This is a genomic window from Allobosea sp. TND4EK4, assembly GCF_900156025.1.
Classification (GTDB): Bacteria; Pseudomonadota; Alphaproteobacteria; order Rhizobiales; family Beijerinckiaceae; genus Allobosea.
The window spans coordinates 506659-521145 of the sequence record NZ_FTMO01000002.1; the positions used below are offsets into that span (position 1 = coordinate 506659).

The following is a 14487-nucleotide window of genomic DNA, read 5'->3' on the forward strand; positions in this document are numbered from 1 at the left end:
AGTCAGACGCTCCCAACTGTTCGCAGCCGCACGCGCGGATGGATCTCAGCCTGGGACAGCACCGGCGTCTCGCGGCGGAAGCGCTCGATGATCTGGCGCACGAAGGGCCGCGCCAGGCCCGAGGTGACCAGCGCCGGCATCTCGCCCATGCGCGCCGCATCCTCGAAGCGCTCGCGGACATGGCGGACGAAGTCCTGCAGCCGCGAGGGCTGCATGGCCAGATGGCGATCCTCGCCCTGCCCGATGACGGATTCGGCGAAGGCGCTTTCCCAGGCCGGCGAGAGCGTGATGATCGGCAGCGTCCCGTTCGCATCGGAGAACTGCGCGCAGATCTGCCGGGCCAGCCGGGCACGGACATGCTCGGCGATGTCGCGCGGGTTCTTGATGCCGCCCGCCACCTCGGCGATGCCCTCGACGATGGTCGGCAGGTCGCGGATCGAGATGCGTTCGGACAGCAGCAATTGCAGCACGCGCTGGATGCCGGTGGTCGAGATCTGCATAGGCACGATCTCCTTGACGAGATCGGCATGGTCCTTCGGCAGCTCGCGCAGCAGCTTCTGCACCTCGCCATGCGAGAGCAGCTCCGGCATGTTCGACTTCAGCACCTCGGTCAGATGCGTCGAGATCACGGTCGCGGCGTCGACGACGGTGTAGCCGCGCAGTTGCGCCTCGTCCTGCAGCGCCCCGTCGATCCAGGTCGCGGGCAGGCCGAAGGTCGGCTCCAGGACATTGTGGCCGGGCAGGCCGACCGCGCCGCCCATCGGGTCCATCGCCATGTACTGGCCGGCATAGACGATGCCGTGGCCCGCATCGATCTCCTTGATCTTGATGTAGTAATGGTTCGCCTCGAGCTGGACGTTGTCGACGATCCGCACCGCCGGCATCACGAAGCCGAGCTCGGCGGCGAGCTGGCGGCGCAGCGCCCGCACCTGGTCGGTCAGCCGGTCCTGCCCGCTGGTCGAATTGACCAGCGGCAGCAGCGCGTAGCCGATCTCGATCTTGAGCTCGTCCATCTTGAGGAGATCGTTCAGCGTCTCCTCGCGCGGCGTGCCGTCGGCCGCGAGAGCGCCGCCGGCCTGGGCAGCGCCGGGAGCAGCCGCGGCCTCGGCCTCGCGCTCCTTCGCCAGCCGCCCGAACCGGCGCGCCAGATAGGCGGCCCCGCCGGCGAGCGCGAGGAAGGGCACCATCGGGATGCCCGGCAGGAGCGCGATCAGCAGCATCACTGCCGCCGACATGCCGAGCGCCTTCGGATAGCCCGAGAGCTGCTCCCCGAGTGCCTTGTCGGCAGCGCCGCGCACGCCGGCCTTGGAGACCAGCAGGCCGGCCGCGGTCGAGACGATCAGCGCCGGGATCTGGCTGACGAGGCCGTCGCCGATGGTGAGCTGGGTGTAGTTGGTGGCGGCCTGGCCGAAGCTGAGCCCCTGCTGCGCGACGCCGATGATGATGCCGCCCAGCACGTTGATGAAGGTGATCAGCAGCGCCGCGATCGCATCCCCGCGCACGAACTTCGAGGCACCGTCCATCGAGCCGAAGAAGGAGGACTCGTCCTCAAGCGCCCGGCGCCGCGCCTTGGCCGTGTCCTGGTCGATCAGGCCGGCCGAGAGATCGGCGTCGATCGCCATCTGCTTGCCGGGCATCGCGTCGAGGGAGAACCGGGCCGCGACCTCGGCGATGCGGCCAGAGCCCTTGGTGATGACGATGAAGTTGACGATCAGCAGGATGGTGAAGACGATCACGCCGATCACGAAATTCCCGCCCATCACGAAGCCGGCGAAGGCCTCGATGACGTGGCCGGCCGCCGCGCCGCCCTCATGGCCATGGGCCAGGATAAGGCGCGTCGAGGCGAGGTTCAGCGACAGACGGAACATCGTGACGATCAGCAGCACCGTCGGGAAGGACGAGAACTCCAACGGCTCTTCGATGAACAGCGCCGTCATCAGCACGAGCACCGAGACGATGATGGAGAGCGCCAGCATCAGGTCGAGCATCACCGCTGGCATGGGGAAGATCAGCACCACGAGGATGCCCATCACGCCCGCGGCGAGGAACAGGTCCGGCCGGCTCAACATCTTGGCGAGGCCGCCGCGATTCGGCATGCCGAACCCGCCTGTCGCCTGCCCTGCCGTCACATCGGTCATCGACCGCCCCGCTTTCGCCAAGCCGCCGCGCGCCCCTCACGGTCGCACGCGCAGCCCGGCAATTCTTGCCGGGCTTATGGTGAACGAGTGGTTAAGATTCGGAGGCTCGCCCGATCAGGAACATTTGATGCGCACCCCTTGTTGTCGCTGCGAAAGACAGGCCGGGAGTGTAGCCGGCCGTTGAGGCGTGCCGCAGGCACGGACGGATCGGGGGAACCGTGCGACAGGCCCAGCACACTGCCATCGTCGAAACCGACGTGCCTGCCCGTCTCGATCGCTTGCCCTGGTCGCGTTTCCATACCCTCGTCGTGGCCGCGCTCGGCATCACCTGGATCCTCGACGGGCTCGAAGTGACGCTGGCGGGCGCGGTCTCGGGCGCGCTGAAGGAAAGCCCGGTCCTCCGCTTCACCAACACGGAAATCGGGATGGCGGGCGCCGCCTATATCGCCGGCGCGGTGATCGGCGCGGTGCTCTTCGGCTGGATGACGGACCGGCTCGGCCGCAAGAAGCTCTTCACGATCACCCTGCTGGTTTACCTGGTGGCGGCCGCGGCCACCGCCTTCTCCTGGAACCTCTGGAGCTTCCTGCTCTTCCGCTTCCTGACCGGCATGGGGATCGGCGGCGAATACACGGCGATCAACTCGACGATCCAGGAGCTGATCCCCGCGCGCGTTCGCGGCTGGACGGACCTCGTCATCAACGGCTCCTTCTGGATCGGCGCGGCCATCGGCGCGGCAGGCGCGATCGTGCTGCTCGACCCCGCGCATTTCAATCCTGAGCATGGCTGGCGCCTCGCCTTCTTCATCGGTGCGGTCCTCGGCCTGTTCATCCTGTTCCTGCGCCAATGGCTGCCAGAGAGCCCGCGCTGGCTGATCAGCCACGGCCAGCCCGAGCGCGCCGCCGCCATCGTCGCCGACATCGAGCGGCGGGCCGGGTTCACGCCACCGCCGGGCGAGGTGCTGCCCCTGACGCGATTGCGCCCGCGGGCCGCGACGCCGCTCGCGGAAGTCTTCCATACGCTGTTCGTGGTTCACCGCAGCCGGGCGCTCGTGGGCCTGGCCCTGATGGTGGCGCAGGCCTTCTTCTACAACGCGATCTTCTTCACCTACGCCCTGATCCTGACCGATTTCTACCAGATCCCCTCGGCCTCGATCGGCTGGTTCATCCTGCCCTTCGCCGCCGGAAACTTCCTGGGGCCCCTGCTGATCGGCCGGCTCTTCGACACGGTCGGCCGGCGCGCCATGATCGCCGCGACCTACGCCCTGTCCGGCCTGCTCCTCGCCGGCACGGGCTACCTGTTCTGGCGCGACCTGCTGAGCGCGAGCCAGCTGACGGCGTGCTGGAGCGTGGTGTTCTTCTTCGCCTCGGCCGCGGCGAGTTCCGCCTATCTCACCGTGTCCGAAACCTTCCCGGTCGAGATGCGGGCGCTCGCCATCGCCCTGTTCTACGCCGTCGGCACGGGGGCCGGCGGCGTCGCCGGGCCCTGGCTTTTCGGCGCCCTGATCGACACCGGCTCGCGCGGCAGCGTCTTCGGCGGCTATCTGTTCGGTGCGGCGCTGATGCTCGCGGCGGCCTTCGTAGCCGCCCGCTTCGCCGTCAGGGCCGAGCGGCAGCCGCTGGAAAGCGTGGCCCGGCCGCTGACCGCGGCGGACTGAAGGATGGCAGCGCGACAGGCGCCGGCTGGAACAAAGCATCCTTCGAATGCATTATGGTCTGTCCGCCTTCTCCGTTTAGGATCGTGGACGATGTGGTGGAAACTCTCTGGAGGTCGTCGTGGACAGACGCTCATTCCTGATGACGCTGGTCGGGGGCCTTGCCGCCGCCGGCATGGGCGGCATCGCCGCAGCCGAGGCTGCACCCCAGCCAAAGCCGGCCCTGAAGCCCGAACCCGGCCCGGCCGAGACCGATGAGGCAGTGCTGGCCGAGACCAAGGACGCGCTGGACAGGACCGACGCCGAATTCAGTCAGTACTATTATTACCGCCGGCCGCGATATGGCTATTACCGCCGGCCCTATTATCGGCCGCGCCCCTATTATCGGCCGCGATATTACTATCGCCCGCGGCCCTATTACCGCCGCCGCCGCTACTGGTAGTCTCCGGTGACCGGCCGGGTCAGGCGGCGCTGATGCGCGTCTGACCCGGTTCGGCGACGGTGATGCCCGCGGAGCTGTACTCGCTGAGCTTGTTGCGCAGCGTGCGGATGGAAATCCCGAGAATTTTCGCCGCGTGAGTGCGATTGCCGAGGCAGTGGTCGAGCGTGTCGAGGATCAGCTCCCGCTCGACATCGGCCACCGTGTTCCCCACCAGCGACCGCGTCATCGCCTCCGCGGTCTGAGCCGCGCGGGACGCCGTATCGCGTCCAGCCACAGGGCCGAGCGCCTCGCCTTCCGGCGTCAGCACCGCGGAGGCGCCGATTTCAGGACCGCTCGCCAGCAGCACCGCGCGGTGGATGGTGTTCTCCAGCTCTCGCACATTGCCGCGCCAGCCATTGGCCAGCAGCACCTTGCGCGCATCTGCGGCCACGGGGCGGATCGGCAGGCCGTTCAGTTCGGCATACTTCTTCGCGAAATGGTCGGCCAGCGCCAGGATGTCGCCCGGCCGCTCGCGCAGCGCAGGCAGGCGCAGATGCACGACGTTCAGCCGATAGAACAGGTCTTCGCGAAACAGGCCGTCCCGGACGGCATCGCCGAGGTTGCGGTTGGAGGTCGCGATGATGCGGATATCGACCTTCACGGGCTGGGTGCCGCCGACGCGGTCGATCATCCGCTCCTGCAGGGCGCGCAGCAGCTTGGCCTGCAGCCTGACATCCATCTCCGAGACCTCGTCGAGCAGCAGCGTGCCCCCGTTCGCTTCCTCGAACTTGCCGATGCGCCGGGCGATGGCACCGGTAAAGGCGCCCTTCTCATGTCCGAAAAGCTCCGATTCCAGCAGGTTGTCCGGAATCGCCGCGCAGTTCACCGCGACGAAGGGCTTGTCCTTGCGGCCTGATTTCTGATGGAGATGGCGCGCGATCACCTCCTTGCCGGTTCCGCTCTCGCCGGTCACCAGCACCGGCGCCTCCGAACGCGCGATCTGGGTGGCGAGCTGGACGACGCGTTCCATCGCCGGATCCTTCCAGATCAGGCTCGTCTGGTCGGAGGCCACCGCCTCCAGAACCGCCGCGATCAGCTCCGGATCGGGCGGCAGCGGCACGTATTCGCGCGCGCCGGCCTGGATCGCCGCGACGGCCGCCCGCGCATCGGTCGAGGTGCCGCAGGCGATGATCGGCGTGCGGATGCGCTCGGCCTCGAGCGCCGCCACATAGGCCGCGATCGGCTGCACCACGTCGATCATCAGCAGGTCGGCGCCCTTCGCCCGCAGCACGGCGAGCGTCTGGTCCAGCGACTCGGTATGGGTGACCGCGGCACCCTTCGACATCGCGATCTTGGCCGCTGCGATGATCTGGCCCTTGAGACCGCCGGCGATGATGAGGCGCATGGCTCAGGTCCTTTCATGCGATGCAGAACAGGCGGGCACGGCTCTCACCGGTCCGCCTTGATGATTTCAGTCATGGTCACGCCGAGGCGGTCCTCGACGACGACGACTTCCCCGCGCGCCACCAGCCGCTCGTTCACGAAGATGTCGATGGCCTCGCCGACGCGCCGGTCGAGCTCGATCACGGCCCCCGGCACGATCTGGAGCAGGTCGCCGACCGCGACCTTCGAGGAGCCGAGCACGGCCGAGACCGTGACCGGCACGTCGAAGACCTGCTCGAGGTCCTCGGCGGTCTTGACCGGCACGGGGCCGGACCGCGCCACGGACCCTTCGTGATCGAAGGAGAGATCCGCATTGTTCAGCGGCGGCAGGTTGAGATCGCTGTCCTGGCTCATGGCTCAGACCTTCAATGACCCGCGCGGGCAGGAAAAACAGTGGCGACGGCCTGCTCGATCAGGGTCGAGAGCCGTTCGCGATCCATGACGAAGCCGCCGTCCGCCCATTCGATCCGTCCGTCGCCGGGCGTGATGTCGGGTTCGCCGAGCACGATCAGGCGGCCCGAGAAGCCGTGTTCGAGCGACAGCCGCTTCACCAGTTCCTCGGCCGCTTCGACCGCCGATTCATGGACGCGCACCACCAGATGCGGCGCCTGCCGGGCGTGGCTCAGGCATTCGCGCACGGCTCCAGCGAGCGTCGCCAGCGGTTTTTCGTCCAGCGCCGCGCCGGCAATGGCCTTTGCAACCGCGATCGCGATATCTGCAGCCTGCTCCTCGAGCGAGGCCACCCGGGCTTCTTCCAGCGCGAAGAGCCGCTCGGCCGAGCGGGCGAGTTGCGCGGCCAGGCCGCCCAGTTGCCCCTCCGCCTCGTTGCGGCCCTGTTCATGCCCGAGGCGGAAGCCTTCCGCCCGAGCCGCAGCCACCTCCGCCTCGCCGGCCGCCTTGCGGCTGCCCTCGCGGAAATCGGTGCCGAACATGAATTTCGTCGCAGCCGCCATCAGTACACCAGCTCGTCGTCGGCGCCGCCCTTGGAGAGCACGATCTCGCCCTTCTCCGCGAGTTCCTTGGTGAGTTGCACCAGCTTGGTCTGCGCCTCGTCGACATCCTTGAGGCGCAAGGGTCCGAGCGAATCCATGTCGTCCTGCATGTTCTTGGCGGCGCGCTGGGACATCGCGCCGAAGAAGAAGTCGCGCATCGGCTGGCTCGCCCCCTTCAGCGCGCGCGCCAGCGCGTCCTTGTCGGCCTGGCTCACCAGCGTCTGCAGGCCGGCCTGGTCGAGCTTTGCCAGATCGTCGAACGTGAACATGAGCGCGCGGATGCGCTCCGCCGCCTCCTGGTTGGAGGCGTCCAGCTCGGCGAGGAAGCGCATCTCGGTCTGCCGGTCGAAGCCGTTGAAGATTTCCGCCATCATCTCGTGCGGATCGCGCCGCCGCGTCTGCGTCAGCGTCGAGACGAATTCGGTGCGCAGCGTGTTCTCGATATGGTCGAGCGCTTCCTTCTGCACCGATTCAAGCCGCAGCATCCGGCCGACAACCTCGATCGAAAGGTCGTTGGGCAGGTTGCGCAGCACGTTCGCGGCGTGCTCCGGCCGGATCTTCGAGAGGATGACGGCGATGGTCTGCGGGTACTCGTTCTTGAGGAAGTTGGCGAGGACCACGGCATCGATATTGCCGAGCTTCTGCCACATGTTGCGGCCGGCCGGACCCCGGATTTCCTCCATGATCAGCGCAACCTGATCGCTCGGGAGGATCTTCTCCAGCAGCGAGATGGTGCGGTCGAAGGAGCCGGTCACGGCGCCGGCGCTGGAGAGCTTGCCGACGAAGTCGAGCATCAGCCTCTCGACCTCGTCGGCATCGACGGTGCCGAGTTCGGCCATGGAGCGGGTGATGATGCGGATCTCGTCGTCGTCGAACTGCTGCCAGATGGTGCGGCCGTGCTCTTCCCCGAGCACGAGCAGGATGACCGCCGCGCGCTGCGGGCCGGTCATCTCGGCAACGGTGGTCACGCCGCCGGCATAGCCCTCGATGCCGTCGATCATGCCGGTGTTGCGGGTTGCGATGGGGTTGGGTTCTGCCATGGTTCAACCGGCCGGTTACGCGGGCGCTTTTTCGTGGATCCAGCTGCGCAGGACCGCAACCGAATCCGCCGGGTTCTGCGAGACGAGCGCACCAATCTTCTCGACGGACTGCGCCTTGAGCTGGCCCTTGACCTGGGCGATGGCGAGCATCTTTTCGGACGGCATCTCGAAGTCGGCCATGCTGACCTCTCTGGTGGCCGGACGAGGCGCGGCAGCCGGATCGCCCGTCCCATCCGCCGGGCCAGCGATCGCGCCGGTGCGCATGAAGCTCGGCAGAGGGCGCATGCCGCCGCTGTTGTCCGAGGCGAGAACCTGCTTCAGCAGCGGCCGGACGACCGTCATCAGCACGACCAGGGTCATGAGCGAGATGACACCGAGCTCGGCAAAGCGCACCAGATCCTCTCGCGTAAAGGACATGAGCTGCTGCACGAAGCTCTGCTCGACGAGATCGCTGGGCGCGGCCGGAGCCTCTGCGAAACGCAGGTTCACGACCTCGACCTTGTCGCCCCGGCTCTGATCGAAGCCCACTGCGGTGCGCACCAGCTCGCCGATCCGGTCGAGATCCTCGTTGCTGCGGGGCTGGTAGGAGGCCTCGCCATTCGGCGCACGGGTATAGACGCCGTCCACCAGCACCGCGACGGAGAGCTTCTTGACCCGGCCGCCCTCCTGCATCTCGGTGCGGACGGTCTTGGAGATCTCGTAATTGGCGACCTCCTCGTTCTTCTGGGAATTCTCGCGCTGGTTCTGCTGCGCCCCTTGCGCCTGCTGTGCGCCGGGCAACTCGTTGCCGACCGTCACGGTGCCGTTACCATCGGTCGTGGTCGAGGCCTCGGTGCGGTTCTGGCTGGAGCGCAGAACCTTGCTCTCCGGGTCGAAGCTCTCCGACCGGCTTTCGATGCGGTTGGTGTCGAGCGCGGCCGAGACCTGCACCCGCGCCCGGCCATAGCCGACGACGCTGGCAACGATATCCTCGACCTGCGCCTTGAGGCGCTTTTCGATCGCGGTCTGGCGCTCCTCGATACCGAGGCCCGCCAGGCCGGAATCCCCCTGGGCCCCATCGGCGAGCAGGCGGCCCCGCTCGTCGACGATCGAGACCCGCTCCGGCTTCAGACCGTCGACCGCCGACGCCACGAGATGACGCACGGCGCGCACCTGCGCGGCGTCGAGCTCGCCGGCGAGCTTCAAGGCGATCGAGGCCCGCGGCGGCTCCCGGTCGCGTTCGAACAGCCGGCGTTCCGGGATCACGAGATGGACGCGCGCCGCCTGCACCCGGCTGATCGAACGGATGGTGCGCGAAAGTTCGCCCTCGAGCGCGCGCAGGTGATTGATGTTCTGGACGAAACTGGTCGAGGAGAAGGCGTCGCCCTTGTCGAAGATTTCGTAGCCGACGCCGCCGCCGGCGGGAATGCCCTTGCCGGCGAGGTCCATCCGCAACCGGGTCACGTCCGTCTTCGGCACCAGGATGGTCTGCCCGTCTCCGCGCAGCTCGTATTTGATCCCGCGGGTGTCGAGGTCCTTCACGACCGCACTGACGTCCTGGCTCGACAGGTCGGCGAAGAGCACGCTCATCGACGGCTGCGACATGCGGACCATCACGAAGGCGAAGAAGCCCACGAGCGCGAGCGTGACAGCCAGCATCGCCGCCAGCCGCGCCGCGCCGAACCTGGCAAACTGCTCGATAACCGCGTTCACGCCGCCATCCGTTCCACAAGACCGTGGCTCCCGCGCGTTCGGCACGGTCCACTAGGCAAGTTTTTCCCGGTGCATGGTTAGCGCCCGGTTAATTTTTCCCGGCGCGGCGTTAACTTTCGGTGGGAAGTGGCAGGGGCAAACGCGAAAACGCCGGCCTCGATGAGACCGGCGTCCGCCGAAACGGCAATGAAATCAGGTGTTACTGACGGTAATGCTGGATGCGCGTGGTCCGCAGACCGGCCAGGCCATGCTGATCGATCGACATCTGCCAGCTGAGGAATTCGTCCACCGTCAGGGTATAGCGCTGACACGCCTCCTCCAGGCTCAGCAGGCCGCCGCGAACGGCGGCGACCACCTCGGCCTTGCGCCGGATGACCCAACGCCTCGTATTCATCGGCGGGAGGTCCGCGATCGTCAGCGGACTTCCGTCCGGTCCGATCACGTACTTCACCCGCGGTCGCATTGGCTCGGTCATGATACTCTCACACAACTCAACAGACCTACTGGAGATGAGCGTATCCATGCGGTTTTAAGATTTGGCTAAAACGATGGCTCGGGATGTCCGAGAGTGATTCGGACGGGTCACTTGGTGCGCACCACACCCTTGACCTTGTCGATCGGGACGCTGATCGCGCCGATCTTGAGGGTCGGGATCGAGGAGGTGAAGTCGACGCCGTCGACCACGCCGCCGATCTGCGTCTTCACGGTCAGCGCATCGCCCGACACGCTGCGGCCGTCGATTGTGACAGTGTAAGCCCCGTCCGGCGCCGCGGTGCCGATCGAGGTCTTGCCGTCCCAGGTCAAGGTCTGGTCGCCGGCCACGAGACTGCGTGTCATCGTCTGCACGACGCTGCCATTGGCATCCTTGATCGTAACCGTGGCGTTGCCGGCGGCCGAGGAGTTCACTTTCCACGCGGCCGCGCCGCCGGAAAGCTGGGCCGTCGCCCCATCCGCGGTGATGGTCGAGCCGATGAAGCCGACCGCATTGGTTGCGGTTCCGGCCGCGCTCAGGCTGAGCAGCGAGCTCAGCGTATCGTTGGCCTTGAGCTGCTGCTCGACACCGGCGAACTGAACGAGCTGCTGCGTGAACTGGTTGGTATCCAGGGGGTCGAGCGGGGACTGGTTCTTCAGCTGCGTCGTCAGCAGTGTCAGGAACTGGTCGAAATTGTTGGCGATGCCCTTCGCGCTGCTGGAGCTGCTCGACGAGCTGCTCGTGCCGCTGGACGAGGATGAGTTGGAGACGTTCGAGATCGCCATGGGACGGTCCTCGTTCAGATGCTGAGATCGACGCCGCCAAGGCGGACGATCTGGCGTGAAGACTGGGGCGCGACGGCGGCCACGCCGCCGATCGCATCGGCTTCGTCGCTCTGGGGGGCGTGCCGCTGCCGTTGCGGGGCCTCGTCCTGCTGCCGTTGCTGGCGGAAGGCCTGCTCGGAATTGTCCCGCAACGTGATATCGACGCCGCTGTCGGACGGCTTCAGGCCGGCCTGTTCGAAGGCGCGCTCCAGCGTGCGTGCATCGCGCTGCAGCAGGTGCAGGGTCTCGACCCGGTCGACCACGAGCCTCGCTCTGACCTCGCCCTTGTCTGAAATCGAGAGATTGACGTCGACGCGGCCGAGCTCGGCCGGGTCGAGCCGGATATCGAAGCTTTTCGCGCCGGCCAGAGCGCGCATGCCGATCTCGATGGGAACGAGATGCAGCGGCGTCGGCACGGCAGTGCCGTTCGCCTGTGCCTGAGGCGCAGGCTGCGCCTGCGCTGCGGCCGGGTCCAGGAGGGCGGCCGCTTGCGGATGGGCGGCCGCGGGCTTGCCCGATGCCTGCGCGACCAGCGCCGAGAGATCGATCGGCGCCAGCGCCTGCTGGAGGGTTTCGGGCAGCTTGCTTTCAGCCTGTGCAGGCTGTCCGCTCGGCTGCGTCAGGGGAGCCGGGCCGGCATCGGTCTTGGCAGGAGCGGCGGCCCCGAGTCCCGCATGACCCTTGGCCGCCAGCTGCGCAGCGGGCAGTCCGCCGGACTTATCGTCGACCTTGCCTGCCTCCGCCGGCTGTCCGCCCGCAACAGCGATGCCGGGCGTACCCTTGCCGATATGCTGGAGTACGGTCGCAGTTGCGCCGCGCGTGTTCGCCCCCACGGGGACCGCACCCGCCTCGCCCTGCGCCTCGGCACCGCTTTGCCCCTCAACGGCCGTTGCTCCGGTGCCGGGCAAAATCGCGAGATCGGGCGCGGCCGCAACGGTCCCCGCCGCTTGCGCAGGGGCGGAGGCCGGCTCCGGGGCGGGGCCGGCAACCTCGGCCTCATCGCCGGCCTTTTTCTTGCCCGGCTTGACCACCAGGGGCACCGTCCCTGCTTCCGCAGCCTCGGCGCCGGCGGCCTGGGTTCCCGTGCCCTTGCCGGTCGCTTCTTCGGCAGCCGCGAGGATGCTCGCAATGGCGCCGATATCGGTGGCCGGAACCTGTGGCTTCTGCCCGGCCGCGACCTGTCCGCCCGTCGGTGCAGCCGGCGGTGCGGACGAACCGTCGGAGGGCTTGGGCACCGCCGTTCCGGGCGATTTCGCTTCCGCCGCCGGCGGGTCACCTTTGCCGGCATCGGGCGTCTTGGCATCGGCCGGGGCCGATGAATCTCGCGTGGCGGCGCTCTTGTCCGGCGCGGGACGCTTCTCGTCCTGCGCATCCGGCAGCGCGAAGTCCCGGCTCTCGCGCGCCGTTTGGGGCGCACGGCTGCGCTGCGGAGGCGGGTCCGCTGCGGAGGGGGAGGAAAACACCGGATCGATAGCCATGGACAGGTCCGCGAGGCGAGCCGGATAAGGTGGCCCGCCCCTGATGCAGCAAGTTGCAAGCCATGTCCGCTTTCAAGGAATGCAATGACTTAGACGAGAGCTCCGGTTCCGCCAGCGGCAGGAATCGCTCGGCGCGGACCCTCCCCCGGCAGGAATTGCCGATCGCGCTGGCAGGCTTCGGCCAAAGCCGGTATAGAAGCCGCCATCGGCGCCAAGAGCGCCCTGGAAGATCCAAGCGCGCCCCGGAAACCCTTTTTCGTCGATGACCACGCCCCGCAACTCCCTCGACATCGCCAAGCCGCCGGCTGCGACCCGCGTCGTCGCAGCGATGTCGGGCGGCGTCGACTCGTCGGTGGTCGCGGCCCTCCTGAAGCGCGAGGGCTACGACGTCGTCGGCGTCACGCTGCAGCTCTACGATCACGGCGCCGCGGTTCACCGGGCGGGCTCCTGCTGTGCCGGGCAGGACATTCACGATGCGCGCCGCGTCGCCGAAGCCATCGGCATTCCCCATTACGTGCTGGATTACGAGAGCCGCTTCCGCGACGCCGTGATCGAGCGCTTCGCCGAGAGCTACCTCGCCGGCGAGACGCCCATCCCCTGCGTCGAATGCAACCGGACGGTGAAGTTCCGCGATCTGCTCGATCTGGCGAAGGAGCTCGGGGCCGATGCGCTCGCCACCGGCCATTACGTCGTCAGCCGCGATCTTGGCGACGGCCATCGTGGCCTGTTCCGCGCGGCGGACATGAACCGCGACCAGAGCTATTTCCTCTACGCCACGACGCAGGAGCAGCTCGACCTGCTGCGCTTCCCGCTCGGCCACATCGATAAGGCGCAGACCCGCGCGCTCGCCGCCGAACTCGGCCTCGCCATTGCCGACAAGCCGGACAGCCAGGACATCTGCTTCGTCCCGAACGGCCGCTATGCCGACGTGATCGAGCGGCTGAAGCCCGGTGCAGCCCGCCCGGGCGAGATCGTCCATCTCGACGGCCGGGTGCTCGGCCACCATGACGGCGTGCTGCATTACACGGTCGGGCAGCGCAAGGGCCTGGGAATCAGCGCGGGCGAGCCGCTCTATGTGTTGCGCCTCGATGCCGACGGCGCCCGTGTCATCGTCGGTCCGCGCGAGGCTCTCAGCGTGCGGGAGATCCGGCTGCGCGACGTCAACTGGCTGGGCGAAACCGCTCTGGACGCGCTGCCCGCCGAGGGGATCGACGTCGCTGTGCGCGTCCGCTCCACCCGCGCCCCGCGCCCCGCGCGGCTCTCGCGCGACGAGGATGGCCTGCGGGTCGAGCTCGCCGACGACGAGGAGGGCGTCTCGCCCGGCCAGGCCTGCGTGATCTACGCCGATGCCGGCCCCGGCGCCCGGGTCCTCGGCGGCGGTACGATCCTGCGCCGTCCGGCGTTGATCCCGCATGCGGTTTCCCCCGCCGCGCTCGCCCTGTCCTGACGGCGCTCAGCCGCGCGTCTCTCTTATGCGGAACCGCCGATGCCGGTGACTTACGACCTCGACAGCCAGAAGCGCGTCTATGCGACCTGGGCCAAATTCTACGACAAGATCTACCAGCGCATGCTGGCGCGCCCGCAGCGCGAGGCCGTGGCCGCCGCCTGCGCCTGCGGACCGGAGATCCTGGAAATCGGCGTCGGCACCGGGCTGACCCTGGCCTATTTCGATCCGGGCAGCCGGGTCGTCGGGGCCGATCTCTCGCTCGACATGCTGCGCGTCGCCCAGCGCAAGGTCACCGGGCAGAAGCTCGCCCATGTGCGTGGGCTCACCGTCATGGATGCCTGCCGCCTCGGCTTCGCCGCCGAGCGTTTCGACGCGGTCACCGCCCAGTTCGTCATCACGCTGGTTCCCAAGCCCGAGCAGGCGCTGGCCGAGATGGACCGGGTGTTGAAGCCCGGCGGCGAAATCATCATCTCCAGCCGCCTCGTCGACGATGGCGGTCTCCTGGCGCCGTTCTGGGCGGCCGTCGCGCCGCTTGCGAAGGCCGTCGGCTGGAGCAGCGACTTCAAGGTCAGCCGTCTCACCAACTGGGCCGCGGCCAGCGGACGCTATGAGACGGTCCATGTCGGGCGCGGCTATTTCAAGGTGGTGCGCCTGCGCAAGCTGGCGTCTCTGGCCTCTTGAACACGGAATATTCCCGCCGCGAGGCTTGACGAGGACAAGGGGCGCCGCCTATATCGCGCCCCTGTGACGGGCGCCTCCGGCGGCCGGACCCTGTGGCGGGGTAGCTCAGCTGGTTAGAGCAGCGGAATCATAATCCGCGTGTCGGGGGTTCAAGTCCCTCTCCCGCTACCACCATTTCCCTTGAACCTCCGACAGCGTTCAAGGTTT

Annotated in this window: 13 protein-coding genes and 1 tRNA gene; 5 read left to right on the top strand and 9 right to left on the bottom strand. The window is 67.8% G+C overall.

The window, feature by feature from the left end:
• Positions 1-2 precede the first annotated feature (2 nt).
• Positions 3-2096 carry a flagellar biosynthesis protein FlhA gene (gene flhA / locus BW981_RS07420; RefSeq protein ID WP_244560262.1) on the bottom strand — a complete coding sequence of 698 codons (2094 nt, stop codon included), beginning with the start codon at positions 2094-2096 and terminating at the stop codon, positions 3-5.
• A gap of 260 nt (positions 2097-2356) precedes the next feature.
• On the opposite strand from flhA, the gene BW981_RS07425 reads away from it, so the two are divergent.
• Together BW981_RS07425 and BW981_RS23015 are read left to right on the top strand one after the other, a co-directional pair.
• Positions 2357-3793, top strand: coding sequence for an MFS transporter (locus tag BW981_RS07425; RefSeq protein WP_244560251.1), 1437 nt, complete (start codon positions 2357-2359; stop codon positions 3791-3793).
• A 118-nt stretch (positions 3794-3911) separates the two neighbouring features.
• On the top strand, positions 3912-4232 hold the full coding sequence (locus BW981_RS23015; protein WP_175624070.1) for a hypothetical protein: 321 nt from the start codon (positions 3912-3914) through the stop codon (positions 4230-4232).
• A 19-nt stretch (positions 4233-4251) separates the two neighbouring features.
• Here the strand turns inward: BW981_RS23015 and BW981_RS07435 are convergent, their stop codons facing one another.
• The 8 genes from BW981_RS07435 to BW981_RS07470 all read right to left on the bottom strand — a co-directional run bounded on the left by BW981_RS07435 (position 4252) and on the right by BW981_RS07470 (position 12152).
• A complete protein-coding gene (locus BW981_RS07435; protein WP_076437661.1) occupies positions 4252-5616 on the bottom strand; it encodes a sigma-54-dependent transcriptional regulator FlbD in 1365 nt (454 codons plus the stop codon).
• Between the two features lie 44 nt (positions 5617-5660).
• Entirely contained in the window at positions 5661-6008 is a 348-nt protein-coding gene (gene fliN / locus BW981_RS07440; RefSeq protein WP_076437663.1) for a flagellar motor switch protein FliN, read from the bottom strand.
• Positions 6009-6019: 11 nt separating this feature from the next.
• The gene (locus BW981_RS07445) at positions 6020-6607 is read right to left on the bottom strand and encodes a FliH/SctL family protein (protein ID WP_076437666.1); all 588 of its coding nucleotides are present in this window, start codon (positions 6605-6607) and stop codon (positions 6020-6022) included.
• Complete coding sequence (gene fliG / locus BW981_RS07450) at positions 6607-7647, bottom strand: flagellar motor switch protein FliG (protein WP_244560264.1); 1041 nt, start codon at positions 7645-7647, stop codon at positions 6607-6609. Before fliG ends, BW981_RS07445 begins: the two co-directional genes overlap by 1 nt.
• 54 nt (positions 7648-7701) lie before the next feature.
• On the bottom strand, positions 7702-9378 hold the full coding sequence (fliF, locus tag BW981_RS07455) for a flagellar basal-body MS-ring/collar protein FliF (RefSeq protein WP_076437670.1): 1677 nt from the start codon (positions 9376-9378) through the stop codon (positions 7702-7704).
• 199 nt (positions 9379-9577) lie between these two features.
• Complete coding sequence (locus BW981_RS07460) at positions 9578-9853, bottom strand: CtrA inhibitor SciP (protein ID WP_076437672.1); 276 nt, start codon at positions 9851-9853, stop codon at positions 9578-9580.
• 107 nt (positions 9854-9960) lie between these two features.
• Positions 9961-10635, bottom strand: a complete 675-nt coding sequence (locus BW981_RS07465) for a flagellar hook assembly protein FlgD (RefSeq protein ID WP_076437674.1) — start codon at positions 10633-10635, stop codon at positions 9961-9963.
• A gap of 14 nt (positions 10636-10649) precedes the next feature.
• On the bottom strand, positions 10650-12152 hold the full coding sequence (locus tag BW981_RS07470; RefSeq protein ID WP_076437677.1) for a flagellar hook-length control protein FliK: 1503 nt from the start codon (positions 12150-12152) through the stop codon (positions 10650-10652).
• 262 nt (positions 12153-12414) lie between these two features.
• Between BW981_RS07470 and mnmA the strand changes: the two genes are divergently transcribed.
• The 3 genes from mnmA to BW981_RS07485 all read left to right on the top strand — a co-directional run bounded on the left by mnmA (position 12415) and on the right by BW981_RS07485 (position 14451).
• A complete protein-coding gene (gene mnmA, locus BW981_RS07475; RefSeq protein ID WP_076437679.1) occupies positions 12415-13599 on the top strand; it encodes a tRNA 2-thiouridine(34) synthase MnmA in 1185 nt (394 codons plus the stop codon).
• 39 nt (positions 13600-13638) lie between these two features.
• Positions 13639-14280 carry a class I SAM-dependent methyltransferase gene (locus tag BW981_RS07480; protein WP_076437681.1) on the top strand — a complete coding sequence of 214 codons (642 nt, stop codon included), beginning with the start codon at positions 13639-13641 and terminating at the stop codon, positions 14278-14280.
• Between the two features lie 94 nt (positions 14281-14374).
• Positions 14375-14451, top strand: a tRNA-Met gene (locus BW981_RS07485).
• The last annotated feature ends 36 nt before the right edge of the window (positions 14452-14487 follow it).